The sequence below is a fragment of the Arthrobacter sp. J156 genome (assembly GCF_056172865.1).
On record NZ_CM149650.1, the window covers coordinates 3,075,880 to 3,102,802 of the forward strand.

Sequence of the window (26,923 nt, forward strand, 5' to 3'; positions counted from 1 at the left end):
GTATCGGTTGGGTGCTCGTAGCACCCGCGCTCGCACTCATCGGATTGTTCGTGCTCTTGCCGGGCGTGCTTGCGCTCGTCGGCAGCCTCTTCCGCATCGATCTCGGCGACCGCACCGTATGGACCTGGGCCGGTATCGCGAACTACACGGCGATCCTCACCGACCCTGCGGTACAGCAGGCACTGTGGAACACGGTCGTCTACTCAGTCCTCACCATTGTTCCCAGCCTCGTGCTCGGACTCGGCACCGCCATGCTTGCGCACTCGTTTACTCGAGGTCGACCCGCGCTCCAAGTTCTGCTCTTTCTCCCCTTCGCCACCAATATGGTCGCGATGGCCGTCGTCTTCCGCTGGATCTTCGCGTCGAGAGGAGGCTTCGTCAACGAGGTCTTCGCCGTCGTCGGCATCGGACCCGTCAACTTCCTCGGCGATACCTCGACGGCGCTGTTCACTGTGGCTCTGGTGGGCATCTGGCGCCTGACATCCTTCGTGATGATCTTCTATCTCGCCGGCCTAACAAGTATTCCAACGGCGTTGCACGAGGCCGCCGCCGCCGACGGACTGGGCTCGTGGGCGAAGTTCCGACGGGTCACCCTTCCCCTGCTGCGCCCCATGACCGTGTTCGCGACGGTTATGGCCGTCCTGCAGTCGGTCCAGGTGTTCGACACCATCAACGTCATGACGGAAGGTGGCCCGCTCGGTTCCACCGAGACGGTGCTCACGATGACCTGGCGGCTTGGGTTCGTCTACTTCGACCTCGGCCAGGCGGCGGCGCTCGCATCAATGCTCCTTGTCGTCCTGGTTCTCATCGGAGTGATTCGGCGACGGGCATTTACTGGAGATAAGGAAACCGTATGACCACCAAAATCTCGCTCCGCCGCTCCCTGTCCCATTCTCTTCGGTGGCTGCTGGCTCTCGTTGCCATCACGATCTCGGTTTTCCCAGTGCTGTGGATGCTTCGCTTGTCGCTGTCTCCGGCTGACGAAGCAGTACTCGACGGTATCCAGCTCCTGCCGAGTTCTTTGGACTGGGGCAACTACGCACGAGCGTGGGAGAGTGCGGATCTCGGCCACGCAATGCTCAACGGAGCGCTGGTCACGGGCAGCATCCTGATCATCCAGATCATCACCGTGATCCCCGCGGGCTATGCGTTCGCAAAGCTCCGATTCCGAGGTCGCGACGCAGCCTTCGCTGTCATCCTCGCGTGTCTTCTGGTGCCGACGCAGGCTACAGCGCTGCCGTTGTACCTGGGCATCGGCTCCATCGGACTTGCGAATACCTTTGCGGCCTTGGTGCTCCCGTTCATGACCAGCGCGATCGGGATCTTTATGCTCCGTCAGCACATGATCACGATTCCCGACTCGCTCCTTGAGGCCGCGAAGGCGGACGGCCTCGGCACCCTCCGCACGCTCGTGCACGTCGTCGTCCCGTCGTCGATGCCGACGATCGCCGCGTTCGCAGTTTTGTCCGTCTTCACGCACTGGAACGACTATTTGTGGCCGCTACTAGTCGCCCGCGACCCTTCGCTGTACACACCGCCGCTGGCTCTTTCGATCTTCCAGCAGGCGGAGACCGGCACCGCGTACGGCGAGCTCGCTGCCGCAGCCATGCTCGTCACCCTCCCCATCGTGGTGCTGTTCATCGTCGCTCAACGCAAGTTCGTCACGGGCATCGCCGGTGGCGAACTGCCCGGGTGATGACAGTCAACCCGACTCCACAGTTTCACCTCCTCAATCCCACTTCCTATCTACGAAGGCGAAATCATGTCCCACTCACGCATCACACGAATGAGCGCATTGGGCGCCGGCCTCATCAGCTCCGTGCTCCTGCTCTCCGGGTGTTCCGCTCCCGCGGAAGAAGCTGCGCCTGCGACGCAGGCTGACATCGGGGAATGCTCACCGGACGGCGTCACCATCACCGCTCAGTACGCCAACCAGGGCCAAGCCGCGGCTGAGCTCGGCAAGAAGTCGATGGAGGAGACGTACCCCGGCCTCACAGTTGACCTCAAGGCCGCTCCCGAGGGAACGAGCTATGACGAGCTCACTCAGCAAATCGTCGCAGATATCGCTGCGGGATCCCGCCCGGACGTCATCATGCTAGGGCTCGATCAACTCCGATTCTGGGTCGAGAAATACAGCCCTCGCGAAATCGACCGGTCCTCGCTAAGAGACACCTACATCGACGACTACCTGGATGTCGGCACGCTCAACGGGAAAACTTACGTCGCACCCTTCCAGATCTCTGTTCCTGTGCTTTATACGAACACGACGCTCACGGAATCTGCGGGCGTCTCCGAGCTCCCGACCACGCATTCTGAGGTGCTCGACGGCGCTCGGCAGGTCCAAGAGAAGACAGATGTGACGACGCCGATCCAGATTCCTCGCGACAACATTGCCTGGTGGTTCGTGCAGGCTTTCGTCGGCAGCGGCGGGGCCGAGTACGCAAACGAGGATGGCACCGCTGGCTTTGACAACGAGGAGGGTTACGAGGCGCTGAAGATCTACGAAACCATCGGTGCAGAGAAGCTTCAAGACCCTGTGAGCTGGCAGGACTCGATCTCAGTCTTCTCCCGTGGAGAAGCTGCCTACTTCTTCGGCACACCCGCCGTGGGGGCCACCGTGGACGCCGCCGTCGGCGACTCCTTCGAGTGGACCATTTCCGACATGCCGATCCCCGATGGCGGAAGTGCTGTGCTCCCCGCTGGGGGTAACGGGTGGATGACCCTGTCCGACGATGAGTGCCGCTCGGCATACGCCGGAGAGCTCATCGGCGCGATGTTGGACCCCACGGTCATCGTGGAGAGCTCGAAAGCAAACAGCTATATCCCTGTGGATGTCGCCGCGAAGACCGAGCTGCTGGAGCTGGCGGAAGCACAGGGACCGCTCGGATACGCATGGCGCTATGAGGGAGTTCCTGTTGCCGGAGGCGGTTGGCCCGGAGAGAGCCTCGCGCGCACGAATCAATACTTGCAGGACATGGTGCAGGGGATGATCGACCAGGCTCAGCCTTCCAAAGAGATCGTTCCCGAAACCGTCAGCCGCATCGACGCACTGTCGAACTAGCCAGGGAAGAAGCTCCGTCATGTCTGCTGAAGTATCCCTCCGGCATCTGTCTAAGCGTTTCGGCGACGTCACCGCCATCGGCGATATCCATCTGGACGTCGCCGCGGGCGAATCGCTTGTCGTCCTCGGCCCTTCCGGCTCGGGGAAGTCGACCCTCTTGAGGATCGTTGCGGGGCTCGATTCGCTGGACACCGGAGAAGTCGTCATCGGGGGCACACCGCAGCAAGACTTGCCTCCCCACAGAAGAGACGTCGCGATCGTCTTCCAACACTTCGCGCTTTATCCCCATCTCAGTGCGCTTGAGAACATCACGCTCGGCCTGCGACACGGCCTGCGCCTCACCCGCGAAGAGGCACGGGCGCGGGCAATCGACCTGGCGCGGCGCATGGGTATTGGAGAGCTGCTGTCCCGGAAGCCGCGACAGATGTCCGGCGGACAGCGTCAGCGTGTTGCACTCGCGCGGGCGCTCGCGCGCAACGCGCGCGTCGTTCTGCTCGACGAGCCGCTCTCGGGACTTGACGCCCAGCTCCACGTCGCGCTGCGCCAGGAAATCGCCGATCTGATGCGCGCGACCGGTGCGACGTCCATCCACGTCACCCATGATCAGAGCGACGCGATGGCGCTGGCCGATCGCATTGCTGTCATCCGCGCGGGTCGAATCGAGCAGATAGGTACTCCGGAAGAGATCTACCACGATCCCGCGACGTCATTCGTCGCTGGTTTCATCGGGTCGCCACCCATGAACCTCTTCGACGGAGAGCGCAGGGACGGGGGGTATCGCACCGTCTTCGGTGTGATCGCCTCACCGCCCGCCTCCCGCAGCGTCCTGGTCGGAGTGCGGCCGGAGCGTCTTCGCCTCCGAGAGGCCGCAGATTACCGAGCGACCGGCCTCGTCCATACAGTGATCTTCGAGGGGGAGACGCAGGTCCTTGAAATCACGGTGGATGGCGTCCCCGCCGCGGTTCGCACGGATCGCGGCGTCTCGGTTCATCGCGGCGAGTCCGTATCGATTGGCTTCAACGCATCGGACATTCTGCTGTTCGACGCCGAGACGGGTGCCCGATTGCCACGCGACGGTGCTCATGCCGAGTAGGGGCGGCGCCGTCCTGTGGGATCTCGATGGCACGCTCATCGACAGCGAGGCGAGCTGGGCGCACGCGTGCGCCCAGCTCTCGCGCGAGCTTGGAGCGCATCCCTGGGATCCTGAACCGGCAGAGATCTCGGGCATCTCCATTCCTGGTCTTGCGGATCTCCTCCGTGAGCGTGGAGCTCGTAGTGAACGCCGTGTGGTCGTGAAACTGCTGGCGGAACGAATGGAGGATCTCAATCGTCGCGACGGAGTCTTGTGGCGCCCGGGGGCGCTCGACCTGCTGGAGACCCTGCAGCGTGCGGGCGTTTGCCAAGGACTCGTCACGATGTCCCCCTCGCGCACCGCAGCCACCGTCCTCGAACAGCTACCTCACCCATACTTCGCCGACGTAACGACGGCAGATATGGTCACCCGTCCAAAACCCGACCCAGAGGCCTACCGGACAGCTCTCCGCAACTTACGCGTCTCTGGCTCGCAATCCGTGGCAATAGAAGACTCCACCGTTGGGGTGCAGAGCGCGCGAGGCGCGGGTCTCCGCGTGATCGCCGTACGGGGCTCCCAACCCGTCGAGGCACAGGATGGCATCCAGGTATGGGAGTCGTTCCGTCATCGCGGGATCGATGACGTGATCGCGGCGGGCTTGCGACTCTGAGGCGTCTCTGGATCGAAAGCAGTGCCAGTACCCCTGCGCGTTGCACTGGAAACAAGCTCGCGAAACCCATGAATCTAGAGATATCTCACCGGCCGCACTGACTCGACTAGTCCCCGGGGAGCGTCCTCTCGTCTTGCCCGCCCGCCAGCTGACGGTAGCTTCACGTACCCCGGTTCGTCTGGAGCGGGGTGGCGGAGGCGCTCGAACAGGGCATACCGTCCATCCACCAGACGCGATCTACGTCGCTATCGTCGGACCACTTGCGCATCCTCAGCGCGACGAAAGCTACATAGCTGATGTACAGCGGAAGGCAGATGAAGCTAACCAGGATGATCCATCCGTCCGGTATGCCCCAGCACTAAACGCTCCACTTCACCAGAAATATGAAGACTGGGAGTGGTGCCAAGAGTGCCGCAACGGCCAGCGCGGACCCCTTTGACACCAACCGCGCTTGCCTAGACGCCTCAGGTGTCGTCTCCATGCGGCGGCGGTAACACACCCCATGCGCGTAGGGGCAGTGGAACCGACCATCTAACCGGTTCGCGAAACCCATGGGTTATGCGACAGGGAGGTTACGAGACACATGCGCCCGGTCGGGGACTCACCGAGGACGGCGAGCAGATTCGAGGCGCGGCCGGTTCAGTACAGCATCCCCATCACCGCTCGTACCTCGTCGAGAGTGCTCTGTGCGATCGATTGGGCACGGGCGTTGCCCTCGCGGAGCGCCGTTGCAGCGTCGGCGTACGTGAGGGCAGCGCGGCGTGCTCGGTGTTCCCGCAAGAACTCGTTCACCGCCTCGATCGTGAACTCCTTCAACGCGCCCGCACCAGCACTTCCGATCTCGGCGGCGATGTCCTCCGGAGTTCGGCTGAGCACGATCGCCGCTGTTGAGAGAAGGCCAGCAACCTCGGGCCGGTTCTCGGGATCGTAGGCAATGGTGCGTTCAGAATCGGTGCGGGCACGTTTGATTACTGTTGCTGTTTCGTCCGCCGTCATACCTAGTGCGATCGCATTGCCGTAGCTTTTGGACATCTTGCGGCCGTCGAGTCCCGGCAGCTCGGGCACATCGGTGATGAGCGCGACTGGCTCTGGGAAGACCTCGCCATATCGTTCGTTGAATCGGCGCGCGATCGTTCGCGTGACCTCGACATGCGGAAGGTTGTCTTTCCCTACTGGCACGAGGTTGCCCTTGCAGAAAAGGATGTCCGCAGCCTGGTGGACCGGGTAGGTGAGAAGTAGCCCACTCAGCGCGCGGCCTGAGTGTTGACGCCGACCGAAAATAGGGCCAAGAACGCCAACTGAAAATGAGGCCACCTGACCATCATGGAAGGTGATCACATTGGACGTTTGGGCGCAGATTCGCCACCGGTACGCGACGGAGAAGATCTCTAAGAGAGAGCTGGCCACGCAGCTCGGGGTTTCGCGGGGAACGGTTGACCGGGCGCTGGAATCAGACCGGCCGCCTAAGTACGAGCGGGCGTCGGCAGGTTCGAGCTTCGACTCCTACGCCGGCCGGGTCCGGACCCTGCTGGCCAGGACTCCGACGATGCCGGCCACCGTGCTGGCCGAACGCGTGGGATGGACGGGATCGGCGTCCCTGTTCCGCGACAAGGTCCGCCAGATCCGGCCCGAGTATCTGCCGGCGGACCCGGTGGACCGGCTGGTCCACGAACCGGGCAAGGCGGTCCAATGCGACCTCTGGTTCCCGCACGAGCCGCTACCGCTCGGGCACGGCCAACAGGGCAAGCCGCCGGTGCTGGTCATGACCAGCACCTTCTCCGGCTTCATCCAGGCCCGGATGATCCCCACCCGCACCACGCCGGACCTGTTGGGCGGGATGTGGTCGCTGATCCAGGACGCGGCCGCGGTCCCCGAGCGGCTGGTCTGGGACAACGAGAGCGGCATCGGCCAGGGCCGGCTGACGGATCCGGCCGCGTCTTTCGCCGGGGTGCTGGGCTGCACGATCCGCCAACTGCCGCCGAACGACCCGGAGTCCAAGGGCATGGTGGAGCGGATGAACCGGTTCTTCCGCCAAGGCTTCATGCCCGGCCGGACCTTCGCCTGCCCGGGCGACTTCAACGAGCAGCTGGCCGACTGGTTGCCGCGGGCCAATGCCCGCTACTCGCGCTCCCGCCACGGACGGCCCGCCGAGCTCGTGTTGCGCGACCGCGAGGCGATGCGCCCGCTGGCACCGCTGGCGCCCGAGACTGGGTTGCGCAAGAGCATCCGGCTGCCGCGGGACTACTACGTGCGGGTGTTCTCCAACGACTACTCCGTCGACCCGTCGGCGATCGGGCGGATCGTGGACGTGGCCGCGGACCTCGAGCAGGTGACCGTCACTGCCGGCGGGACGTTGCTGGCCAAGCACGAACGACGTTGGGCGCGCCACCAGATCCTTACCGATCCGGCCCACGTCGACAGGGCCGCCGCCCTGCGCCGCGCCCACCGCACCATCAGGACCGGCCGCCACGCCGAGGTCCAGGAACGCGATCTGGGCATCTACGACCGGCTCTTCGGCCTCGCCGTCCCGGACGATGCGCGTGAACTGGCGGAGGCCGGCCGGTGAGCGAGCCGGCGAAGAGCATCGAGTACTACGCCCGGGCATTACGCGCCCCGCGCATCACCGACGGCTACCGTGCCCTGGGCGACCGCGCCCGGGAAGCGGGCTGGTCCCACGAGGAGTACCTAGCCGCCGTGCTCAGCCGCGAGGTCGCCGAGCGCGAAGCCTCCGGGGCGGCCCTGCGGATCCGTGCCGCCCGCTTCCCCGGCGCCAAGACCATCGAGGAGTTCAACTTCGACCACCAGCCGGCCGCCGACCGCAACCTGGTGGCCCACCTCGGCACCGGGGTCTTCCTCGAGGAAGCCAAGAACGTGGTCCTGCTCGGTCCTCCCGGCACCGGCAAAACGCATTTGGCCGTGGGCATCGGGATCAAGGCCGCCCGCGCCGGGCACCGGGTCCTGTTCGACACCGCCACCGGCTGGGTCGCTCGCCTCGCCGAGGCGCACGAACGCGGACGCCTGCCCCAGGAACTGACAAAGCTGCGCCGCTACAAGCTGCTGATCGTCGACGAGGTCGGATACATCCCGTTCGACCAGGACTCGGCGAACCTGTTCTTCCAACTGGTCTCGTCCAGGTATGAGCACGCCTCGCTGGTCCTCACCTCGAACCTGGCGTTCAGCCGTTGGGGCGAGGTCTTCGGCGACGCTACGGTCGCCTCAGCCATGATCGACCGCATCGTCCACCACGCGGAGGTTCTCAACCTCACCGGCAGCAGCTACCGGCTCCGCAACAGAACCACCACAAGACCTCAGGCACAATAGAACCGCAACCCGGTGGCCCTATTTTCAGTTGGCAGAAATGGCCCTATTTTCGGTCGGCGTTAACACTGAGGCTGAAAGCTCAGCCTTGACCGTCGGGTTGCGATGCAACTCGGCCTCCGTGACCAGGCTCAGAAACGGGAGCAGAAGCTGATTGAGCGCCGGTACCGCTGAGTGAGTGAAGATCGTTGTCGATTGTGAATCCAGGCCCGCTGCTAAATAATCAAGGACCGCTCCGTAGACATTCTCACGAACGTTGCCCGCAGACTCTCGATCGGTGATGACCTGATAGTCAGCCAGGATGACGAAAGTCTCAACTCCGGCGATCTGCAGCCGCACTCGTTCTCTGATTGTCCCGAAGTAGTGACCGAGATGAAGCTGTCCAGTGGGTCGTTCGCCCGTAAGGACCCGATAATGCTCGGGGTGCGCCGAGATTGAGGCGCGCAACTCCGGCATGCGTTCGGCGGTGGCGGTGAATGAGTCCATGTCTGCTCCGATACTCAGGGAGCTACACGGACGTTAGTACCGCGAATTTCGCGGGCTGCCGTGCAGCCCGCGCGTGTGCGTTACGGCTGCTTGTGCAGCCACCACCAGGACGAAACGGCGAAACGCATGGAAAGAGCATAGCGTGACCCGCTTGTCGCCGCTAAGAACGCGGTTACCCCATGGCGAAGATGCCGCGCGCCCGATGTGCGCCACGGCCGATGTCTCATAACCCTAGGGATACGAGACGTCTCATCTGCCTGAGTGTTGAGGACTTCGGACACTGACATGGTTCGCGAGTTTCCCAGGCTCGGCGATTCTCACAACTATGTCTCACAAGTGATTGACAAGATACGAGTACACACCCATAGTTGCGAGACACCTGGAGAACCCTGAAATGGCAAAGCTGATCGGCTACGCACGAGTGTCCACCCGCCAGCAGTCGGCGGATCGCCAAGAAGTGGACCTTCTGGCTGCGGGCGTCCGCCGAGATGATCTGTACACCGATCACGGAGTCTCCGGTGCCCGCGCATCTCGCCCCCAATTCGATCGCGCGATCGAAGCAATCGAAACCGGCGACACCCTCTGGTTGGGTCCCCGGGTAGGAGTCCGGTGACTGTGTGAGTTTCGCATCCGATAATGGGTGCAGGAGGAAATTCACAGATTATGGCACGTAGGCATACCCCGGATCAGGTCGTCGCGAAGGTCCGGCAGGGGCAGAAGATGCTCAATGACGGCAAGCCGATGATCGAGGTCATCAAGGAGCTGCAGGTCACCGAGGCAACCTGGTATCGGTGGCTGCAGCAGTACGGTTCCGAGCAGAACGCAGCCCAAACCAAAGCGGTCAAGGACTTGGAGAAGGAAAACGCCCGGCTGAAGCGGTTGCTGGCCGAGAAGGAACTGGCCATCGACATCCTGAACGAGGTGGCTAAGGGAAAATTCTGAGCCCCGAACCTCGCCGCCGGGCAGTGCGCATGGCGGTGGAGAAATTCGGGGCGTCCGAGAGATTCGCGTGCAAGGTGCTGGGGCAGAACCGTTCCGCGCTGCGCAAGTCACGCCCAGCGGTCAGCTTTGAGGAAGCCCGGCTACGCGCGGCGTTGCGGGCCATCGCCGGGGAGCATCCGGCGTGGGGGTGGCGGAAGGCCCGCTGGCGCCTGCTGGCCCAGCCGGAGTGGGCTGGCGTGGTGCTCAACGCTAAGCGGGTGCGCCGGCTCTGGCGGGCCGAGGGACTGACGTGCAAGCCGAAGGCGCGTAAGCGTCGCCGCACCGGGCCCGGCGCCGGGGAGCAGAAGCGGCTGAAGGCCGAATACCCGATGCACGTGATCAGCTTCGACTTCCAATCCGATGTGACCTCCTGTGGGCGGCATGTCCGGTTCTTCAACGTCATTGACGAGTACACCCGCACCGCCCTGGCGATCGTTCCGCGCAGGTCCTTCACCGCCACCGATGTGGTCGCCGTCCTGGAGGACATCATCGCCGAAACCGGTGTCACGCCAACCTATGTGCGCTCCGATAACGGGCCGGAATTCACCGCCGCAGCGCTGGTCAACTGGTGCGCCACTGCCGGGGTAGATACGGCGTTCATCGACCCGGGATCCCCGTGGCAGAACGGGTTCGCCGAATCATTCAACGCCCAATTCAGAAGGGAACAACTCACTGGGGAAATCATCGACACCATGGCCGAAGCGAAGTACTTGGCCGACGAGTGGAAGGACATCTACAATCATGAACGGCCCCACGGATCCCTCGACGGCATGACGCCGAAACAATACTGGGACACCTGGACGCAGAAAAATCAACTAGCTATCGCATAGCCACTGGACTGCTAACCGGGACCCAATCACCTCGTCATCACCACACTGGATCGGTTGGGCCGATCGACACAGAACATGCTCGCCTTCGCAGACGAGCTCCACGCTCGAGGCGCAGGATTGCGCGTGCTGAACCTGGGAGGCGGCGACGTCGACACGTCCACGCCGATGGGGTCGATGCTGTTAACCGTCATGGCAGCACTCGCGCAGATGGAACACCAAATCAAGCGCGAGCGCATCGTTGACTCGATCAGCAAACGACGCATCGCCGGCAAGGATCTCGGCGGACGCCGACAGCGAGTCACGGACAGCCAGATCCGCAACGCCCTCCACCTCGTACAAAGCGGCCAGCCAACAGCACAGGTCGCCCGCGACCTCGGAATGTCCCGCGCAACCTTCTACCGCCGGTCAAGAGCACTCACCGATTAGCACTCGACCGCAAAGTGTCGGTTTGTGCACACCAGTACAGATCGGGCGTTGTCCACAGTCCCCAGCACAATGCCCGGATTACTAGGGCCAGCTGTGCCGACGACTTCGGACAATGACACATCTGGTCGTCGACGTCGACGAGGCTGCCGAAAACGATCGTTATCGCCTGCCTGTACAAGTACGTGGCGATGTCTCCACGTTCAATCGTTCAGCACGTCAAGACCCTCGGCCTCTAGCTCGAACCGGAGTTGGACTCGACCCGACCAATAGGGAGAAAGCTCCTTGAGACGAGTCTGCGCGTGACGGGAGTCAGACGCCGTGGGCGGCGAGGAACTGGCTGACGTTCGCATGACGGAAGGCACCCAAGTTCTCCCGGATCTTGTCGTGATCCCAGTCCCACCACGCCAGCGCGATGAGGCGTTCCGCGATGTCGTCAGGCTGTCGACGGCGAATTACGGTCGCGGGTACGCCTGCAACGATGGCGTAGGGAGGCACGTCCTTGGTCACGACAGCACCTGCCGCGACGACTGCCCCGTCGCCGACGATGACCCCAGGCTTGATCTGAGCTCCGTGGCCGATCCACGTGTCGTTGCCGATCACGGTCCGACGCGCGGCGCGGGCCGAGAAAACTTCGTCATCATCATCAGCGTCGCCCCAATACTTACTGCTCCGGTAGAGGAAATGGTGCAAAGACGCACGGTCGAGCGGGTGGTCGACCGCACCCACCCTCACGAAGCTCGCGATGTTCGAGAAGCGACCGACAGTCGTGTTCGCGAGATCGGCGTAGCGGTCGCAGTAGCTGTAGTCACCCAGTTCGCTCGCTGATACGCGCGACCCCTCTCCGACCTCGGTGTACCTGCCGATCACGCTGTCGGTGATGACGGCTCCGCCGTGCACGATCCCTTGTGGCGGCAGGGGGTTTCCGTGGCCGGCGGCAAGGTCCCCACCCAGGTGCTCCGCCGCCGGCCCTTCCACGAGACACTCAATCGTGAGGGCAAGGAGATCTCCGCCCTCCGTGATGGTGCCGTGGTTCTCGATGACGGCGTCTTCCGCCCAGTGCGGGGCAGGGTCGGCGCGTCGAAGGCGTTGCTCGATGTCATCTCCCGCTTCTCTCCCGCGCTCGCGAAGCCGAGAGGCTCTCACCTCATCGCTCACGGTTATCCGGATGACTACGAGCGATCTGTATCTTTTCTTCAAGGCCCCGAGGACGGAGCGCGATACGTTCACCACCACTGAGCGTCCGGCGCTCAGGTGCTCGTCGATCTCCGTGGTGAGCCCGTAGCGCAGTCCGTGCGCTGCCCACTCGACCGCGAACTGCCCTCGCGCCGAGAGCACATCGAAGTCCGTGTCAGACAGCGGAAGGTGGTCCTCACCAGCGCCCGGTGGGCGGGTGATGCAACGGCGGGGATAGACGAGGTCTGCGCGTGCGCGCGCACGAGCTCGGGCGATCAGCGAGTCTTTGCCTGAACCGCTCGCACCGATGATGGCGACGAACGTGCCAGCGATCATGTCGGCCCCGGTCATGCGACGCGTACACCTTCGCGATAGACACTGCGCACGACCGGCACGGACGCTCCACCGTCGAAGCGGTGGTCTCGAACGCGGATGACGTCGGCGCGGGTGCCGGCCTCGATGCGCCCTCGGTCGTCGAGGCCGATGGCTGCTGCAGCGTTTCCACTGAAGAGCATCGCGCCCTGGGAGAGCGTGATCGAGCCGGCCGCTACGAGCTTGAACACTGCCTGCAGCGGACTGAACGGAACGTAGTGTTAACGCCGACCGAAAATAGGGCCATTTCTGCCAACTGAAAATAGGGCCACCGGGTTGCGGTTCTATTGTGCCTGAGGTCTTGTGGTGGTTCTGTTGCGGAGCCGGTAGCTGCTGCCGGTGAGGTTGAGAACCTCCGCGTGGTGGACGATGCGGTCGATCATGGCTGAGGCGACCGTAGCGTCGCCGAAGACCTCGCCCCAACGGCTGAACGCCAGGTTCGAGGTGAGGACCAGCGAGGCGTGCTCATACCTGGACGAGACCAGTTGGAAGAACAGGTTCGCCGAGTCCTGGTCGAACGGGATGTATCCGACCTCGTCGACGATCAGCAGCTTGTAGCGGCGCAGCTTTGTCAGTTCCTGGGGCAGGCGTCCGCGTTCGTGCGCCTCGGCGAGGCGAGCGACCCAGCCGGTGGCGGTGTCGAACAGGACCCGGTGCCCGGCGCGGGCGGCCTTGATCCCGATGCCCACGGCCAAATGCGTTTTGCCGGTGCCGGGAGGACCGAGCAGGACCACGTTCTTGGCTTCCTCGAGGAAGACCCCGGTGCCGAGGTGGGCCACCAGGTTGCGGTCGGCGGCCGGCTGGTGGTCGAAGTTGAACTCCTCGATGGTCTTGGCGCCGGGGAAGCGGGCGGCACGGATCCGCAGGGCCGCCCCGGAGGCTTCGCGCTCGGCGACCTCGCGGCTGAGCACGGCGGCTAGGTACTCCTCGTGGGACCAGCCCGCTTCCCGGGCGCGGTCGCCCAGGGCACGGTAGCCGTCGGTGATGCGCGGGGCGCGTAATGCCCGGGCGTAGTACTCGATGCTCTTCGCCGGCTCGCTCACCGGCCGGCCTCCGCCAGTTCACGCGCATCGTCCGGGACGGCGAGGCCGAAGAGCCGGTCGTAGATGCCCAGATCGCGTTCCTGGACCTCGGCGTGGCGGCCGGTCCTGATGGTGCGGTGGGCGCGGCGCAGGGCGGCGGCCCTGTCGACGTGGGCCGGATCGGTAAGGATCTGGTGGCGCGCCCAACGTCGTTCGTGCTTGGCCAGCAACGTCCCGCCGGCAGTGACGGTCACCTGCTCGAGGTCCGCGGCCACGTCCACGATCCGCCCGATCGCCGACGGGTCGACGGAGTAGTCGTTGGAGAACACCCGCACGTAGTAGTCCCGCGGCAGCCGGATGCTCTTGCGCAACCCAGTCTCGGGCGCCAGCGGTGCCAGCGGGCGCATCGCCTCGCGGTCGCGCAACACGAGCTCGGCGGGCCGTCCGTGGCGGGAGCGCGAGTAGCGGGCATTGGCCCGCGGCAACCAGTCGGCCAGCTGCTCGTTGAAGTCGCCCGGGCAGGCGAAGGTCCGGCCGGGCATGAAGCCTTGGCGGAAGAACCGGTTCATCCGCTCCACCATGCCCTTGGACTCCGGGTCGTTCGGCGGCAGTTGGCGGATCGTGCAGCCCAGCACCCCGGCGAAAGACGCGGCCGGATCCGTCAGCCGGCCCTGGCCGATGCCGCTCTCGTTGTCCCAGACCAGCCGCTCGGGGACCGCGGCCGCGTCCTGGATCAGCGACCACATCCCGCCCAACAGGTCCGGCGTGGTGCGGGTGGGGATCATCCGGGCCTGGATGAAGCCGGAGAAGGTGCTGGTCATGACCAGCACCGGCGGCTTGCCCTGTTGGCCGTGCCCGAGCGGTAGCGGCTCGTGCGGGAACCAGAGGTCGCATTGGACCGCCTTGCCCGGTTCGTGGACCAGCCGGTCCACCGGGTCCGCCGGCAGATACTCGGGCCGGATCTGGCGGACCTTGTCGCGGAACAGGGACGCCGATCCCGTCCATCCCACGCGTTCGGCCAGCACGGTGGCCGGCATCGTCGGAGTCCTGGCCAGCAGGGTCCGGACCCGGCCGGCGTAGGAGTCGAAGCTCGAACCTGCCGACGCCCGCTCGTACTTAGGCGGCCGGTCTGATTCCAGCGCCCGGTCAACCGTTCCCCGCGAAACCCCGAGCTGCGTGGCCAGCTCTCTCTTAGAGATCTTCTCCGTCGCGTACCGGTGGCGAATCTGCGCCCAAACGTCCAATGTGATCACCTTCCATGATGGTCAGGTGGCCTCATTTTCAGTTGGCGTTCTTGGCCCTATTTTCGGTCGGCGTCAACACGTAGTCGGACGAGAGGATGTGCAGCAGCCCGCGTTTCAGCAGTTCCGCTGCCGCGACATTGCCGGACTGGCTCCCGCCGCGAACGATGTTGGGGGCGCCCATGACCGTGAGCATGCCGTGTTCCAGGGACGCTTCGGCTGCCGCGACGGTCGTCGGGAACTCCGCGATCTTCACACCGAACGCCGCCGACTCTTCCACCTGCTCGCGTGTCGAGTCGTCGTGGGCGGCGAGTGTGATTCCGCGCACCGCAGCGATCCCAGCAGCGTTTTTGCGATTCCGGTAGGAGTGCAGCGCGGCCTGCTCGATCATGCCGGCGATGTAGGCGTCAATCTCCCCCTCGCCGACGATCCCCTTGCCGAGGTAATACTTGCGGAACTCTGCCACGTCCTCGAACTGCCGCTGCCCCGGGGTGTGATCCATCAGCGAGATGACCCGAACGTCCTTGTGCGATGCGAACTCCTCGACGCGATCCGAGCAGTCTTCCGCTGAGACCTCGCAGCGCAGGTGGATCGCATGGTCGGCCCGGAGCAGTCCTGCGCTGCTGGCCGTGGTGATTGCGTTCGCGAGCTCTCGGGCGGTGCGGGCGAGAGATTCACGGTTGGAGGGCTCGGAACCGAGTCGGATCGCATCCAGGACGGTGGTGGTGCCGGCTGCGGTCATCTGGGCGTCGTGGGCGAGCAGGGCGGGGAGTGCTTCCCAGTGGACCCCCGGACGGGGCCGGAGGTGATGTTCGACGTGGTCGGTGTGCAGTTCGACACCACCAGGCATGAGGATGTCGCCTTCGAGGTCGATACCTCGCTCGGATGGGCCTGCGCTGATGTCGGCGATGCGTCCGTCGCGGACGAGGAGCGATCCGTGAAGAACCTCTCGCTCAAGCACGATGCGCGCGTTGGTGAAGACGAGATCGGTGGTCATCGGAGGCCTTCCAGGGGGTGGATGGAGTGAAGAAGGAATGGTGCGCCCGGTTTGGGTTCATGCACTACAGCGAGGGCGTCGAGTTGGACATCAGCGCCGAGCCAGTCCGCGAACCAGGTCTCGAGCACCGCCCGCGGCAGGTCATGAGCATCAAGGGCAATGCCGTCGGTGAGGGTGAAGTGAAACCGGAATTCGTCGAGAACATAGGGGTAGCCGAAGTCGACAAGCAGCGAGCGCTGACGCAGCGTCAGGGTCTCGGGTCGCCGCCGCGCGATCTCCTCAGGCGTCGTCGAGGCGCGCACGTGGTCGACCTCACGAACGACACGCGAAGCGAGTGCGTTGAGTGCGGGCGAGGGCGTTCCGGGTACGAGGGCCAGGAACCGCCCGATCCGGTCGACGGTCAGCGCCGGGATAGTCACCGGTCGGGCGGTAACCGCCAGCTCGGCAACTGCGTCGTTGAGAGCCTCGACAGCCCTTCCTGGCGCGAGTCGGAACGGGGCTTTCAGCGTCGCGTGGAACCCGTAGCGCCGCGGCTCCGTAGTGATCGAGTCGGCCGCCTCCCGGGCCAAGTGAGGCGAATGGAATTCCGAGATCGGAGAATCGTCGATGCTGCGGCCAAGCCATCCTTCGGCGTGTGATCTCAGCGCGATATCTCGTGGCGCGGCGTCACCGAGCCCGGGTATCGCGTACACCGCGTAGCGTTCGGTCATGCTGCTGCCGCTGCGGGGATGAAGTTCTCGACGGGGACGACGTGGTCTGCGACCGCGTCGCGGACTTCGGCGTCGTGGAAGATTCCGAGGATGGCGGTTCCCACCCCGAGCTTCTCGGCGATGAGCTCGACGACCACACGACGGTTGCGTGCGTCGAGCGAGGCTGTCGGCTCGTCCAGCAGCAGCATCGGCAGGTCGGCGATGAAGCCGCGGGCGATGTTCACGCGCTGCTGCTCTCCGCCGGAGAATGTGGCCGGCGGCAAGGTCCACAGACGGGTCGGGATGCCGAGGCGCCCAAGCAGGTCGCCTGCACGCTCGAGCGCCTCCTCGGCGCCGGTTCCGCGTTCGATGAGAGGCTCGGCAACCACCTCGAGCGCGGGAACTCGGGGAACACATCGGAGGAACTGGCTGACGTATCCCATCGCGTCACGCCGTGCGGCGAGGACCTCGCGAGGATCGGCCGTCGCGATGTCGAGGTCGGTCGACGCCGCACGGAGCCGAATGGCCCCGGCGTTCACGGCGTAGTTGCCGTAGACCATCTTCAGGATGGAGCTCTTCCCCGCTCCGGAGGCGCCGCCGAGAACAACGCAGTCGCCCGCGTGGACGTCGAAGCTCAGCCCGCGCAGGACCGCGAGCTCCTGGCCTCCTTGCAGGTGCATGGTGAAGGTCTTATCTAGATCGGAGACGGAGAGAACGGGAGGGGCGGTGTTCATGGTCATCCTTGCAGGATCGAGGAAACGAGCAGTTGCGTGTAGGGAGCCTGCGGATCGTCCAGCACCCGGTCGGTGAGTCCCGACTCGATTACGCGCCCGTCCTTCATCACCACGGTGCGGTGTGAGATCAGTCGCGCCACGGCGAGGTCGTGCGTCACGATGATGATGGAGAGTCCGAGTTCACTCACCAGCGAGCGGATGAGGTCGAGCAGGCGGGCCTGCACGGAGACATCCAGTCCGCTGGTGGGCTCGTCCATGAAGACCAGCCTCGGCGAGACGACAAGGTTGCGGGCGATCTGGAGCCGCTGCCTCATGCCACCGGAGAACGCGGCGGGCGGATCGTCGATCCGGTCGCGGGGGATCTCGACCCGTTCCAGCCAGTTCGAGGCCTCGCCACGAATCTGACGGTAGTTCCGCCACCCGTTCGCCATCAACGGCTCGCCGACGTTGCCGCCGGCGCTGACGTGCATCCGCAGTCCGTCGGCGGCGTTCTGGTGCACGAATCCCCACTCGCTGCGCCACAGTCGACGCACCCCGCTCTCGGAGAGCTGGCCGAGGTCGGTTACGTCCCGGTCTGCGCGGCGGTAGCGGATGCTGCCTTCGCTGGCTTCGAGCCGCTGCGACAGCGTGTTGAGGAGCGTCGACTTCCCGCTTCCCGATTCACCGACGATGGCGAGGACCTCACCGGGCCACAGGTCGAAGTCGACGCCGCGGCAGCCGAAGCGGTCGCCGTAGCGATGGCCGAGGTCTCGGACCTCGAGGAGGGGGCCCTGCAGGCTCATGCGGATACCTCGTGCTCGTGAGTGAGTGCGCTGACGCGCTCGCAGTGGTCGCTGTCGGAGCAGGCAAACATTGCCCCGCCGGCGTCGTCGGTGATGATCTGGTCCAGGTAAACACCGGTCGATCCGCAGATCGCGCACGGCTGCTCGAATCGCTGTGGTTCGAACGGGAAGTCTTCGAAGCCGAGGCTCTCCACGTCGGTGAAAGGCGGGATGGCGTAGATCCGCTTCTCCCGGCCGGCCCCATACAGGTGGAGCGCCGCGCTCTGGTGGAGCTTCGGGTTGTCGAAGCTCGGTGTCGGCGACGGCGCCATGAGGTAGCGACCGTTCACCATGACCGGGTAGTCATACGTCTTCGCGATATGGCCGTACTTCGCGATGTCCTCGTAGAGCTTCACGTACATCAGGCCGTACTCGTTCAGCGCGTGCATTCGGCGAGTCTCCGTCTCACGCGCTTCGAGGAAGCGGAGCGGCTCAGGAATGGGTACCTGGTAGATCATGATCTGCCCTTCGACGAGGGGCGTCTCCGGGATCCGATGGCGGGTCTGGATGACGGTCGCCTCGTCGGTTCGTGTAGTAGTAGCTACGCCCGTCACCGTGTTGAAGAAGGCGCGGATGGAGACGGCGTTCGTGGTGTCGTCCGCCCCCTGGTCAATGACCTTCAACACATCGTCAGAGCCGATGATCGCCGCGGTTAGTTGGACGCCGCCAGTGCCCCACCCGCGTGGGAGAGGAACTTCACGGGACGCGAACGGGACCTGGAATCCGGGGATCGCCACAGCTTTCAGTAGCACCCGTCGGATCATCCGTTTCGTCTGCTCGTCCAGGTAGCCGACGTTGTACTCGATGTCGTCCGCGCTCATGCGGGGGTCTCCTGACCGGTCTCGGTGTCGGCGCCGTGTTCACGACGCAGTTGCGTGATGAGGTGCAGCTCCGCTTGGAAGTCGACGTAGTGCGGCAGCTTGAGGTGCTCGACGAAACCCGCGGCCTGCACGTTGTCGGCGTGACTCAGCACGAACTCTTCGTCCTGAGCGGGGGCGACGACCCGTTCCGTGAACTCGTCCGCGCGCAGTGAGCGGTCGACGAGGGACATGGCCATGGCCTTGCGCTCTCCGCGCCCGAACACGAGTCCGTATCCGCGGGTGAACTGCGCGGGGGTGTCGGCGTTGCCGGTGAACTGGTTGATCATCTGGCTCTGTTGCAAAAATCGTGAAGCTTGAGCATGCTTGGCGGAGATTGGACGGACGGAACGATGACGGATTTCAAGTGGCGCCATTTCCAGGGTGATGTGATCCTGTGGGCGGTGCGCTGGTATTGTCGCTATCCGATCAGCTATCGCGACCTTGAGGAAATGCTGGCGGAACGCGGCATTTCGGTCGACCATACGACGATCTATCGCTGGGTCCAGTGCTACGCCCCGGAGATGGAGAAGCGGCTGCGCTGGTTCTGGCGGCGTGGCTTTGATCCGAGCTGGCGCCTGGATGAAACCTACGTCAAGGTGCGGGGCAAGTGGACCTACCTGTACCGGGCAGTCGACAAGCGGGGCGACACGATCGATTTCTACCTGTCGCCGACCCGCAGCGCCAAGGCAGCGAAGCGGTTCCTGGGCAAGGCCCTGCGAGGCCTGAAGCACTGGGAAAAGCCTGCCACGCTCAATACCGACAAAGCGCCGAGCTATGGTGCAGCGATCACCGAATTGAAGCGCGAAGGAAAGCTGGACCGGGAGACGGCCCACCGGCAGGTGAAGTATCTCAATAACGTGATCGAGGCCGATCACGGAAAGCTCAAGATACTGATCAAGCCGGTGCGCGGTTTCAAATCGATCCCCACGGCCTATGCCACGATCAAGGGATTCGAAGTCATGCGAGCCCTGCGCAAAGGACAGGCTCGCCCCTGGTGCCTGCAGCCCGGCATCAGGGGCGAGGTGCGCCTTGTGGAGAGAGCTTTTGGCATTGGGCCCTCGGCGCTGACGGAGGCCATGGGCATGCTCAACCACCATTTCGCAGCAGCCGCCTGATCGGCGCAGAGCGACAGCCTACCTCTGACTGCCGCCAATCTTTGCAACAGAGCCCGCCCGCCGCGGCCGGGTCCCGGACGCCCGTCGGGTCAGAAGTACTTCGGCAGCGTGCCCTCGTGCGCCTCGCGCAGCTCGGCGACCGGCACGGTGAACAGCCCCTGCACCTCGAGCGCGTCCGCCTGCGCGTCGACGACGCCGAGGCGCACCACGGGGTAGCCGCGGGCGCCGACCATGTCGTTGAAGCGGACTTCCTCCGAGCGCGGGACCGCGACGACGGCGCGGGCCTGCGTCTCGGAGAACAGCGCCGTGAACGCGTCGATCCCGTCGCGCTCGCACAAGTCGTCCAGCGCCACCCGGGCGCCGGTGCCGTAGCGCAGCACCATCTCGGACAGGGCCGCCGCGAGGCCGCCTTCGGAGAGGTCGTGCGCCGCGTCGATCATGCCGTCGCGCGAGGCGTTGACGAGCAGCTCGCCGAGCAGCTTCTCCGCGGCCAGGTCCACGCGCGGCGGAACGCCGCCGAGGTGCCCGCGCAGGTTCGCGAACTCGGAACCGTCCAACTCGTCGCGCGTGGCGCCCAGCAGGTACACGGCCTGGCCGTCGGCGTCGGCGCGCCAGCCCGAGGGCGTGCGGCGGGCGACGTCGTCGAAGCGGCCCAGCACCGCGACCACGGGGGTCGGGTGGATCGGGGTGGTTCCCGTCTGGTTGTAAAGGGAGACGTTGCCGCCGGTGACCGGGACGCCGAGCTCCATGCACGCGTCGGAGAGGCCGCGGATGGCCTCCGCGAGCTGCCACATGACGTCCGGGTCCTCGGGCGAGCCGAAGTTCAGGCAGTCGGAGACCGCCATCGGCACGGCGCCCGTGGTCGCGACGTTGCGGTACGCCTCGGCCAGCGCGAGCTGCGCGCCCTGATAGGGATCGAGGTAGGTGTAGCGGCCGTTGGCGTCCGTGGCCAGGGCCACGCCCAGGCCCGTCTCCTCGTCGACGCGGACCACGCCGGCGTCGTCCGGGGCGGACAGCGCGGTGTTGCCGCCGACGTAGCGGTCGTACTGGTTGGTGATCCAGTCCTTGCTGCACATGTTCGGCGAGGCGATCAGCTCGAGCAGGGCCGCGCGCAGCTCGTCGCCCGAGGCAGGGAGGGAGGCCCCGGCGTCGGAATCCCGGAAGGAGTCCGCCTGCAGCGGGTCCTGCCACTCCGGGCGGGCGTACGGGCGGTCGTAGACCGGGCCCTCGTGCGCCACCGTGCGGGGATCGACGTCGACGATGACCTCGCCGTTCCAGGTGATGACCAGGCGGCCGGTGTCGGTGACCTCGCCGAGCCACGAGTACTCCACGGCCCACTTCTCCATGACGGCCTCGAACGCCTCCACGTTCTCCGGCGACACGACGGCCATCATGCGTTCCTGGGACTCGGACATCAGGATCTCGCCCGGGGTCAGCGTGGGATCGCGCAGCAGCACGCTGGTCAGCTCCACCTCCATGCCGCCGTCGCCGTTGGAGGCCAGCTCCGAGGTGGCGCAGGAGATGCCCGCGGCGCCGAGGTCCTGGATGCCCTCCACGAGCGAGCCCTTGAAGAGCTCCAGGCAGCACTCGATGAGCACCTTCTCCGCGAACGGGTCCCCGACCTGGACGGCGGGGCGCTTGGACGGCTTGGTGTCGTCGAAGGACTCCGAGGCCAGCACGGAGGCCCCGCCGATGCCGTCGCCGCCCGTGCGGGCGCCGAACAACACCACCTTGTTGCCCTGGCCGGAGGCGTTGGCCAGGCGGATGTCCTCGTGGCGCATGACGCCCACGGCCAGCGCGTTGACGAGCGGGTTGCCCTGGTAGACGGAGTCGAAGACCATCTCGCCGCCGATGTTCGGCAGGCCCAGCGAGTTGCCGTAGCCGCCGATCCCGGCGACGGCGCCGTGCATGACGCGCGCGGTGTCCGGGTGGTCGATCGCGCCGAAGCGCAGCGGGTCCATGACGGCCACGGGGCGGGCGCCCATCGAGATGATGTCGCGCACGATCCCGCCGATGCCGGTCGCCGCGCCCTGGTAGGGCTCCACGAACGACGGCGAGTTGTGGGACTCGATCTTGAAGGTCACGGCCCAGCCGTCGCCCAGGTCGGTGACGCCGGCGTTCTCGCCGATGCCCACGAGCATGTGCTTCTTCATCTCCTCGGTCACCTTGTCGCCGAACTGGCGCAGGTGGTTCTTGGAGGACTTGTAGGAGCAGTGCTCGGACCACATGACGGAGTACATGGCCAGTTCGGCGGCGGTCGGCCGGCGGCCGAGGACCTTGACGATCTCGTCGAACTCGTTGCGCTTCAGGCCCAGCTCGGCCCAGGGCAGCTCGGTGTCCGGGGTCCCGGCGGCGTGCTCGACCGTGTCGATGTTGAACTGGCGCTGATCGGCCTGCGTGCCGGTGGTCTCTGCGGCGCTCACTTGGTTCCTCCAACAAGGGTGCTCAGGACGGAGGTGAAGAAGCCCAGCCCGTCGGTTCCGGTGTGGTCGGGCCCGTAGCCCGCCTCCACGGCGTGCTCGGGGTGCGGCATCAGGCCCACGACGTTGCCGGCGGCGTTGGTGATGCCGGCGATGCCGCGGCGGGAGCCGTTGGGGTTCCAGCCGACGTAGCGGAACGCCACGCGGCCCTCGGCCTCGAGGGCGTCGAGCGTCTTCTCGTCGGCGACGTACTGGCCGTCCTGGTTCTTCAGGACGATGCTGATCTCCTGGCCCTCGGCGTACTGGTTGGTCCAGGCGGTCCGGTTGTTCTCGACGCGCAGGACCTGGTCCCGGCAGAGGAACTTCAAATGGTCGTTCTTGATCATCGAGCCCGGCAGCAGATGGGATTCGGTGAGGATCTGGAAGCCGTTGCAGATGCCGAGCACGGGCAGCTTCGCGTCGGAGTTCGCGGCGTCGATGATCCGCCCCATCATGGGGGCGAAGCGGGAGATGGCGCCGGCGCGCAGGTAGTCGCCGTAGGAGAAGCCGCCGGGGATGACCACGGCGTCGACGTCCTGCAGGGACTCGTCGGCGTGCCAGAGGGAGACGGACTCGGCGCCGGCGAGGCGCACGGCCCGGGCCGCGTCGCGGTCGTCGAGGGTGCCGGGGAAGGTGACGACGCCGATGCGCGCGCCGCCGAGCGGGGCGCCCTCGGGCCGCGAGTAGTCGCCGATCAGGGGGAGGTCCGCGGTGCTCATCAGTCGGCGACGACCTCGACCTTGACCACGTCTTCGATGACGGGGTTGGACAGGAGGGTCTCGGCGGCGTTGCGGGCCTGCTCGAGGATCGCCTCGGTGACCTCGCCCTCGACGGTCAGCTCGAAGCGCTTGCCCTGGCGGACGCCGGAGAAGGCGTCGAAGCCGAGGCGGGGGAGGGCGCCCACGATGGCCTTGCCCTGGGGGTCCAGGATTTCGGGCTTGGGCATGACATCAACAACGATCCGGGGCATCCGGGGACTCCTGTGCGCGAGGGTGGGTTAGACGCCCGCGGAGGTGCCGTCTCACGCCGGGTGGCGGCGCTCCGCGTGCTTGCCGCACCAGTCTACCGGGTGCCGGAGCTACTGTTGGGTCCATGGATCTCCGCGACGTGGACCGGTGCCCGTGCCTCGGCGGCGAGGCCTACGGGGAGTGCTGTGGACGGTTCCATGCCGCGCTCCGGGACGGCTCGCGGCGCGAGGGGGCGTGGCCCGCGACGGCCGAGGCGCTCATGCGCTCGCGCTACAGCGCGTTCGCCCTCGGCGACGTCGAGTACCTGCTGGCGAGCTGGCATCCCTCCACGCGACCCGCGGAGCTCGAACTCGATGCGGAGCTTCAGTGGCGTCGCCTGGACATCGTCGGCACGGCGGCCGGCGGGCCGTTCGACGCCGAGGGGCTCGTCGAGTTCGCGGCCCACTACCGCGGGCCCGGTGGGCGCGGAGTGCAGCGCGAGCGCAGCCGCTTCCGGCGCGAGGACGGCCGCTGGCTCTACCTCGACGGTGACGCCGAGGACTGATTGCGCCGGGGGATTCCGACGCCGGAGCACGCGGCCGGGTGCCGGGGATGCCGATCCGCGGTTCAGCGCTCGAGCGTCACCGTGCGCAGGTCGAGCCGGCGCAGCACGCGGTCGGCGGCCTCGGGGTCCATGCCTGGGTGCTTCCGCGCGGCGAGGACCTCCTGCCGGGCGGCGTCGAGGGCCTCCCGCTGGACCTGGTCCATGACCTGCAGGAGCGAGCGGATCTTGAGCATCTTCTCCGGATCGTCCTCGGCATCGCTCTCGAGCAGCGTGTGCAGGGAGGACATCCGCTTGGCCAGCGCGGCCCGGCGCTCGGGCGGTAGCTGCTGCGCCGCCGTCGAACGCTTGACGGCCTCGAGGGCCACGCGCTCCGCGCGGCGGGCCAATTGCCGTTCCTGGCGCTCGAGCTGCGCGTGGTCGTCGGGCAGCTTGAGCCAGCGCATGAGCGCCGGCAAGGTCAGTCCGGGGCCGACGAGCGTCACGAGGAGCACGGCGCAGGCGGCGGCGATGATGAAGTTCCGGTGCGGGAACGGATCGCCCGCCGCCGTCGTCTGCGGCAGCGCGAGCGCGAGCGCGAGGGTCGCGAGGCCGCGCATGCCGCACCAGGTCAGGACCAGGACCTCCTTGAGCGATCCGGGCGTCTTGTTCTTCCGCTCGGTCCCGCCGAGCTTGAAGATCGCCATCATCCAGGCGAAGCGCACCAGCAGCACCGCCGCGCAGACCACGGCGAGGCCGGGGATGAAGCCCAGGATGTCCCGGCCCTCGTCCTCGATCACGTAGCGCATCTCCACGCCGACCAGGCCGAACGCGACGCCCGTGGTGAGCAGCTCCACGACCTCCCAGAAGGACGTGCGCGTCAGGCGCTCCTCGGAGTCCTGCGGGCGGGCGCGGCGGCCGAGCTCGAGGGCGGTGACGACGACGGCGACGACGCCGGAGCAGTGGACCTCCTCGGCCAGGAGGTAGACGGCGTAGGGGGCTACGAGCGTCGCGGCCGAGCGGGCCACGAGGTTGGGTACGAACCGGGTCACGGCGCCGATGAGCCACGCCATGGCGAGGCCGAGCACCACGGCGCCGGCGGCGCCGAGCAGGAAGCCGGGGACGATCTCCCAGCCGACGTCGCCTCCGCTGACCGCCGCCGCGACGGCGGCCTGGAAGATGACGATCGCGATCGCGTCGTTGAACAGGCCCTCGGTCTGCAAGGTCGCCACGAGCTTGCGCGGCATGTTGACCTTGCCGGCCACCGATTCGACGGCGACGGGGTCCGGCGGGGCGACGATCGCCCCGAGCGCGATCGCCGCGGGCAGGCTCAGCGCGGGAACCAGCCACCACGTCAGCCCGGCCACCGCGGCGACCGTCACGGCGACGAGCAGCACGGCGAGCAGGACCAGGCTCCGCCAGCGCAGGCGGAACACGGACCACGAGCTGCGCTGCGCCGCCGCGTAGAGCAGCGGCGGCAGGAAGAGCGGCAGGATCAGCTCCGGCTCGATGTGGATCTCCGGGATGAACGGCAGGAACGCGACCGAGGCGGAGAAGACGAGCATGAGCACCGGATAGGGCAGCCGGATGCGCTCGCCGATGCCGACCACCAGGACGGTGCCGAACAACAGGCCGACGACCAGGATCATGAACTCCATGTGGGAACCCCCTCGGGGTAGATCCTCCCTCGCGGGGCTGTGCGCCGAAGAGGGGGAGTGTCAGAAAAACGGTGGGAACGGCGTGGCTTGACCGAAAGGAACGGCGATGACCGAAACCACCGAGATGATCGATCCTGTGACAGGGGAAATCATCGATCAGCAGGAGCTCGCTGAGCAGTTGCTCGCTCAGGCCAAGGAACAGGGCGTGAGCCTCGTGGGCCCGGGCGGGCTGCTGGCCGGCCTGACGAAGACGGTGCTTGAAACGGCGCTTGAGGCGGAGATGACCGATCACCTCGGGCACGAGAGGAACGGGGCTGCGGAGGGGCCGAACGTGCGTAACGGAACGCGCTCCAAGACGGTGCTGACCGAGATCGGGCCCGTCTCGATCGACGTGCCCCGGGACCGGGAGGGCAGCTTCGAGCCGACCATAGTCAAGAAGCGCCAGCGGCGCCTGGACGGGATCGACGAGGTCGTCCTTTCCTTGAGCGCGCGGGGCCTGACGACCGGTGAGATCGCCGCGCACTTCGACGAGGTCTACGGCGCAACGGTCTCCAAGGACACCATCAGCCGGATCACCGAGAAGGTGGCTGAGGAGATGGCCGAATGGGCGAACAGGCCCCTTGACCGGGTCTATCCCGTGATCATGGTGGATGCCATCCACGTGAAGGTCCGCGACGGACAGGTACGCAACAAGCCCTTCTACGTCGTCATCGGGGTCACGGTGAACGGCGAACGGGACATCCTGGGCATCTGGGCCGGGGATGGCGGAGAAGGCGCCAAGTTCTGGCTCGGGGTTCTGACCGAGGTCAAGAACCGCGGCGTGGAGGACGTGTGCATCGCCGTCTGCGACGGGCTCAAGGGCCTTCCGGACGCGATCACTGCCGTATGGGAACTCGCCACGGTCCAGACGTGCATCATCCACCTGATCCGCAACACCTTCCGCTTCGCCTCCCGGCACTACTGGGAGGAGATGGGCAGGGATCTCAAGCCGGTCTACACGGCTCCAACCGAGGCGGCGGCGAAGGAGCGGTTCGCCGAGTTCGACGCGAAATGGGGCACCCAATACCCGGCGATAAGCAGGCTCTGGCACAACGCTTGGGCAGAGTTCGTTCCTTTCCTGGACTGGGACGTGGAGATCCGCAGGGTCATCTGCTCGACGAACGCGATCGAGTCCCTCAACGCCCGCTACCGGCGCGCCGTGCGGGCCCGCGGCCATTTCCCCAACGACGCGGCGGCGCTGAAGTGCCTTTACCTCGTGACGCGCTCCCTTGACCCGACCGGGCGGGGCCGGGCACGATGGGCCACCCGGTGGAAGCCTGCACTGAACGCGTTCGCGATCGCGTTCGAAGGCAGGATCAACTAACAATGCGCCAGGCCAGACCCACCGTTAATCTGACACTCCCGCATGAACGACACCACCGGACTCTGGGGATGGGCGGGACTATCTCAT

26 protein-coding genes and 3 pseudogenes are annotated in these 26,923 nt (G+C 65.9%); 13 read left to right on the plus strand and 16 right to left on the minus strand.

Annotated elements, in window-relative coordinates; genetic code table 11:
• Positions 1-11 precede the first annotated feature (11 nt).
• From AC0QR5_RS14235 to AC0QR5_RS14255, 5 genes are all read left to right on the plus strand, one after another.
• The gene (locus AC0QR5_RS14235) at positions 12-857 is read left to right on the plus strand and encodes a carbohydrate ABC transporter permease (RefSeq protein ID WP_217987209.1); all 846 of its coding nucleotides are present in this window, start codon (positions 12-14) and stop codon (positions 855-857) included.
• Positions 854-1,696, plus strand: a complete 843-nt coding sequence (locus AC0QR5_RS14240; protein ID WP_069388521.1) for a carbohydrate ABC transporter permease — start codon at positions 854-856, stop codon at positions 1,694-1,696. Before AC0QR5_RS14235 ends, AC0QR5_RS14240 begins: the two co-directional genes overlap by 4 nt.
• Before the next feature lie 66 nt (positions 1,697-1,762).
• A complete protein-coding gene (locus AC0QR5_RS14245) occupies positions 1,763-3,061 on the plus strand; it encodes an ABC transporter substrate-binding protein (RefSeq protein WP_217987208.1) in 1,299 nt (432 codons plus the stop codon).
• 19 nt (positions 3,062-3,080) lie between these two features.
• On the plus strand, positions 3,081-4,154 hold the full coding sequence (locus AC0QR5_RS14250) for an ABC transporter ATP-binding protein (protein ID WP_069388519.1): 1,074 nt from the start codon (positions 3,081-3,083) through the stop codon (positions 4,152-4,154).
• Positions 4,144-4,803 carry an HAD family hydrolase gene (locus tag AC0QR5_RS14255; protein ID WP_329864036.1) on the plus strand — a complete coding sequence of 220 codons (660 nt, stop codon included), beginning with the start codon at positions 4,144-4,146 and terminating at the stop codon, positions 4,801-4,803. The genes AC0QR5_RS14250 and AC0QR5_RS14255 overlap by 11 nt, the downstream gene beginning before the upstream one ends.
• Positions 4,804-5,442: 639 nt before the next feature.
• On the opposite strand, the gene AC0QR5_RS14260 is transcribed toward AC0QR5_RS14255, so the two are convergent.
• A complete protein-coding gene (locus AC0QR5_RS14260) occupies positions 5,443-6,210 on the minus strand; it encodes a tryptophan--tRNA ligase (RefSeq protein ID WP_475372477.1) in 768 nt (255 codons plus the stop codon).
• Between AC0QR5_RS14260 and istA (AC0QR5_RS14265) the strand changes: the two genes are divergently transcribed.
• Positions 6,134-7,369: an IS21 family transposase gene (istA, locus tag AC0QR5_RS14265; RefSeq protein WP_329862122.1), complete on the plus strand. Its 1,236-nt coding sequence runs from the start codon at positions 6,134-6,136 to the stop codon at positions 7,367-7,369. The two genes, AC0QR5_RS14260 and istA (AC0QR5_RS14265), sit on opposite strands and share 77 nt — an antisense overlap.
• Positions 7,366-8,124, plus strand: coding sequence for an IS21-like element helper ATPase IstB (istB, locus tag AC0QR5_RS14270; protein ID WP_329862121.1), 759 nt, complete (start codon positions 7,366-7,368; stop codon positions 8,122-8,124). Before istA (AC0QR5_RS14265) ends, istB (AC0QR5_RS14270) begins: the two co-directional genes overlap by 4 nt.
• 66 nt (positions 8,125-8,190) lie before the next feature.
• On the opposite strand, the pseudogene AC0QR5_RS14275 reads toward istB (AC0QR5_RS14270), so the two are convergent.
• A pseudogene (locus tag AC0QR5_RS14275) lies at positions 8,191-8,607 on the minus strand (tryptophan--tRNA ligase); the annotation flags it as partial.
• A 394-nt stretch (positions 8,608-9,001) separates the two neighbouring features.
• On the opposite strand from AC0QR5_RS14275, the pseudogene AC0QR5_RS14280 reads away from it, so the two are divergent.
• The 3 genes and pseudogenes from AC0QR5_RS14280 to AC0QR5_RS14290 all read left to right on the plus strand — a co-directional run.
• Positions 9,002-9,190: pseudogene (locus tag AC0QR5_RS14280) on the plus strand (recombinase family protein); the annotation flags it as partial.
• Between the two features lie 80 nt (positions 9,191-9,270).
• A protein-coding gene (locus tag AC0QR5_RS14285; RefSeq protein ID WP_329863527.1) for an IS3 family transposase occupies positions 9,271-10,418 on the plus strand; the annotation gives its coding sequence in 2 pieces (ribosomal slippage) (positions 9,271-9,544 and positions 9,544-10,418; 1,149 coding nt in all).
• 30 nt (positions 10,419-10,448) lie between these two features.
• Positions 10,449-10,844, plus strand: a pseudogene (locus tag AC0QR5_RS14290) (recombinase family protein); the annotation flags it as partial.
• Positions 10,845-11,153: 309 nt separating this feature from the next.
• Here the strand turns inward: AC0QR5_RS14290 and phnN are convergent.
• From phnN to AC0QR5_RS14340, 10 genes are all read right to left on the minus strand, one after another.
• A complete protein-coding gene (gene phnN, locus AC0QR5_RS14295; RefSeq protein WP_329864283.1) occupies positions 11,154-12,368 on the minus strand; it encodes a phosphonate metabolism protein/1,5-bisphosphokinase (PRPP-forming) PhnN in 1,215 nt (404 codons plus the stop codon).
• Positions 12,365-12,580: a hypothetical protein gene (locus AC0QR5_RS14300; protein WP_329864285.1), complete on the minus strand. Its 216-nt coding sequence runs from the start codon at positions 12,578-12,580 to the stop codon at positions 12,365-12,367. The genes phnN and AC0QR5_RS14300 overlap by 4 nt, the downstream gene beginning before the upstream one ends.
• A gap of 93 nt (positions 12,581-12,673) precedes the next feature.
• Positions 12,674-13,432 carry an IS21-like element helper ATPase IstB gene (gene istB, locus AC0QR5_RS14305; protein ID WP_329862121.1) on the minus strand — a complete coding sequence of 253 codons (759 nt, stop codon included), beginning with the start codon at positions 13,430-13,432 and terminating at the stop codon, positions 12,674-12,676.
• On the minus strand, positions 13,429-14,664 hold the full coding sequence (istA, locus tag AC0QR5_RS14310) for an IS21 family transposase (protein WP_329862122.1): 1,236 nt from the start codon (positions 14,662-14,664) through the stop codon (positions 13,429-13,431). The genes istB (AC0QR5_RS14305) and istA (AC0QR5_RS14310) overlap by 4 nt, the downstream gene beginning before the upstream one ends.
• 28 nt (positions 14,665-14,692) lie before the next feature.
• Entirely contained in the window at positions 14,693-15,649 is a 957-nt protein-coding gene (locus AC0QR5_RS14315; RefSeq protein WP_329864232.1) for an alpha-D-ribose 1-methylphosphonate 5-triphosphate diphosphatase, read from the minus strand.
• Positions 15,646-16,359 (minus strand): DUF1045 domain-containing protein, encoded by a 714-nt coding sequence (locus tag AC0QR5_RS14320; protein WP_329864234.1) that lies wholly within the window; start codon positions 16,357-16,359, stop codon positions 15,646-15,648. Before AC0QR5_RS14320 ends, AC0QR5_RS14315 begins: the two co-directional genes overlap by 4 nt.
• A complete protein-coding gene (gene phnL / locus AC0QR5_RS14325) occupies positions 16,356-17,072 on the minus strand; it encodes a phosphonate C-P lyase system protein PhnL (RefSeq protein ID WP_329864235.1) in 717 nt (238 codons plus the stop codon). Before phnL ends, AC0QR5_RS14320 begins: the two co-directional genes overlap by 4 nt.
• 2 nt (positions 17,073-17,074) lie before the next feature.
• The gene (phnK, locus tag AC0QR5_RS14330; protein WP_329864236.1) at positions 17,075-17,854 is read right to left on the minus strand and encodes a phosphonate C-P lyase system protein PhnK; all 780 of its coding nucleotides are present in this window, start codon (positions 17,852-17,854) and stop codon (positions 17,075-17,077) included.
• A complete protein-coding gene (locus AC0QR5_RS14335) occupies positions 17,851-18,714 on the minus strand; it encodes an alpha-D-ribose 1-methylphosphonate 5-phosphate C-P-lyase PhnJ (RefSeq protein ID WP_329864237.1) in 864 nt (287 codons plus the stop codon). Before AC0QR5_RS14335 ends, phnK begins: the two co-directional genes overlap by 4 nt.
• Positions 18,711-19,040 carry a carbon-phosphorus lyase complex subunit PhnI gene (locus AC0QR5_RS14340; RefSeq protein WP_430407116.1) on the minus strand — a complete coding sequence of 110 codons (330 nt, stop codon included), beginning with the start codon at positions 19,038-19,040 and terminating at the stop codon, positions 18,711-18,713. The genes AC0QR5_RS14335 and AC0QR5_RS14340 overlap by 4 nt, the downstream gene beginning before the upstream one ends.
• Before the next feature lie 63 nt (positions 19,041-19,103).
• Between AC0QR5_RS14340 and AC0QR5_RS14345 the strand changes: the two genes are divergently transcribed.
• Positions 19,104-19,868 carry an IS6-like element IS6100 family transposase gene (locus AC0QR5_RS14345; RefSeq protein WP_001389365.1) on the plus strand — a complete coding sequence of 255 codons (765 nt, stop codon included), beginning with the start codon at positions 19,104-19,106 and terminating at the stop codon, positions 19,866-19,868.
• A gap of 89 nt (positions 19,869-19,957) precedes the next feature.
• Here AC0QR5_RS14345 and purL read toward each other — a convergent pair whose 3' ends face one another.
• Genes purL through purS form a run of 3 tightly spaced genes read right to left on the minus strand, consistent with a single transcriptional unit; the run spans position 19,958 to position 23,297 of the window.
• Positions 19,958-22,291: a phosphoribosylformylglycinamidine synthase subunit PurL gene (purL, locus tag AC0QR5_RS14350; protein ID WP_329864220.1), complete on the minus strand. Its 2,334-nt coding sequence runs from the start codon at positions 22,289-22,291 to the stop codon at positions 19,958-19,960.
• Complete coding sequence (gene purQ / locus AC0QR5_RS14355) at positions 22,288-23,046, minus strand: phosphoribosylformylglycinamidine synthase subunit PurQ (RefSeq protein WP_329864218.1); 759 nt, start codon at positions 23,044-23,046, stop codon at positions 22,288-22,290. The genes purL and purQ overlap by 4 nt, the downstream gene beginning before the upstream one ends.
• Positions 23,046-23,297, minus strand: a complete 252-nt coding sequence (gene purS, locus AC0QR5_RS14360) for a phosphoribosylformylglycinamidine synthase subunit PurS (RefSeq protein WP_329864216.1) — start codon at positions 23,295-23,297, stop codon at positions 23,046-23,048. Before purS ends, purQ begins: the two co-directional genes overlap by 1 nt.
• Positions 23,298-23,419: 122 nt before the next feature.
• On the opposite strand from purS, the gene AC0QR5_RS14365 reads away from it, so the two are divergent.
• The gene (locus AC0QR5_RS14365; RefSeq protein ID WP_329864214.1) at positions 23,420-23,839 is read left to right on the plus strand and encodes a YchJ family protein; all 420 of its coding nucleotides are present in this window, start codon (positions 23,420-23,422) and stop codon (positions 23,837-23,839) included.
• A gap of 62 nt (positions 23,840-23,901) precedes the next feature.
• Here the strand turns inward: AC0QR5_RS14365 and AC0QR5_RS14370 are convergent, their stop codons facing one another.
• The gene (locus tag AC0QR5_RS14370) at positions 23,902-25,473 is read right to left on the minus strand and encodes a Na+/H+ antiporter (protein WP_329864212.1); all 1,572 of its coding nucleotides are present in this window, start codon (positions 25,471-25,473) and stop codon (positions 23,902-23,904) included.
• Positions 25,474-25,597: 124 nt separating this feature from the next.
• Here AC0QR5_RS14370 and AC0QR5_RS14375 point away from each other — a divergent pair, with 124 nt between their 5' ends.
• Positions 25,598-26,836, plus strand: coding sequence for an IS256 family transposase (locus tag AC0QR5_RS14375; RefSeq protein ID WP_329862411.1), 1,239 nt, complete (start codon positions 25,598-25,600; stop codon positions 26,834-26,836).
• The last annotated feature ends 87 nt before the right edge of the window (positions 26,837-26,923 follow it).

Bases quoted from the DNA above. Each gene is read 5' to 3' on its own strand.
- AC0QR5_RS14240 (WP_069388521.1), top strand. From the start codon at position 854: ATGACCACCAAAATCTCGCTCCGCCGCTCCCTGTCCCATTCTCTTCGG.
- AC0QR5_RS14245 (WP_217987208.1), top strand. From the start codon at position 1,763: ATGTCCCACTCACGCATCACACGAATGAGCGCATTGGGCGCCGGCCTC.
- AC0QR5_RS14250 (WP_069388519.1), top strand. From the start codon at position 3,081: ATGTCTGCTGAAGTATCCCTCCGGCATCTGTCTAAGCGTTTCGGCGAC.
- AC0QR5_RS14255 (WP_329864036.1), top strand. From the start codon at position 4,144: ATGCCGAGTAGGGGCGGCGCCGTCCTGTGGGATCTCGATGGCACGCTC.
- phnN (WP_329864283.1), bottom strand. From the start codon at position 12,368: ATGACCGGGGCCGACATGATCGCTGGCACGTTCGTCGCCATCATCGGT.
- AC0QR5_RS14315 (WP_329864232.1), bottom strand. From the start codon at position 15,649: ATGACCACCGATCTCGTCTTCACCAACGCGCGCATCGTGCTTGAGCGA.
- AC0QR5_RS14320 (WP_329864234.1), bottom strand. From the start codon at position 16,359: ATGACCGAACGCTACGCGGTGTACGCGATACCCGGGCTCGGTGACGCC.
- phnL (WP_329864235.1), bottom strand. From the start codon at position 17,072: ATGAACACCGCCCCTCCCGTTCTCTCCGTCTCCGATCTAGATAAGACC.
- phnK (WP_329864236.1), bottom strand. From the start codon at position 17,854: ATGAGCCTGCAGGGCCCCCTCCTCGAGGTCCGAGACCTCGGCCATCGC.
- AC0QR5_RS14335 (WP_329864237.1), bottom strand. From the start codon at position 18,714: ATGAGCGCGGACGACATCGAGTACAACGTCGGCTACCTGGACGAGCAG.
- AC0QR5_RS14340 (WP_430407116.1), bottom strand. From the start codon at position 19,040: ATGATCAACCAGTTCACCGGCAACGCCGACACCCCCGCGCAGTTCACC.
- AC0QR5_RS14345 (WP_001389365.1), top strand. From the start codon at position 19,104: ATGACGGATTTCAAGTGGCGCCATTTCCAGGGTGATGTGATCCTGTGG.
- purQ (WP_329864218.1), bottom strand. From the start codon at position 23,046: ATGAGCACCGCGGACCTCCCCCTGATCGGCGACTACTCGCGGCCCGAG.
- purS (WP_329864216.1), bottom strand. From the start codon at position 23,297: ATGCCCCGGATCGTTGTTGATGTCATGCCCAAGCCCGAAATCCTGGAC.
- AC0QR5_RS14365 (WP_329864214.1), top strand. From the start codon at position 23,420: ATGGATCTCCGCGACGTGGACCGGTGCCCGTGCCTCGGCGGCGAGGCC.
- AC0QR5_RS14370 (WP_329864212.1), bottom strand. From the start codon at position 25,473: ATGGAGTTCATGATCCTGGTCGTCGGCCTGTTGTTCGGCACCGTCCTG.
- AC0QR5_RS14375 (WP_329862411.1), top strand. From the start codon at position 25,598: ATGATCGATCCTGTGACAGGGGAAATCATCGATCAGCAGGAGCTCGCT.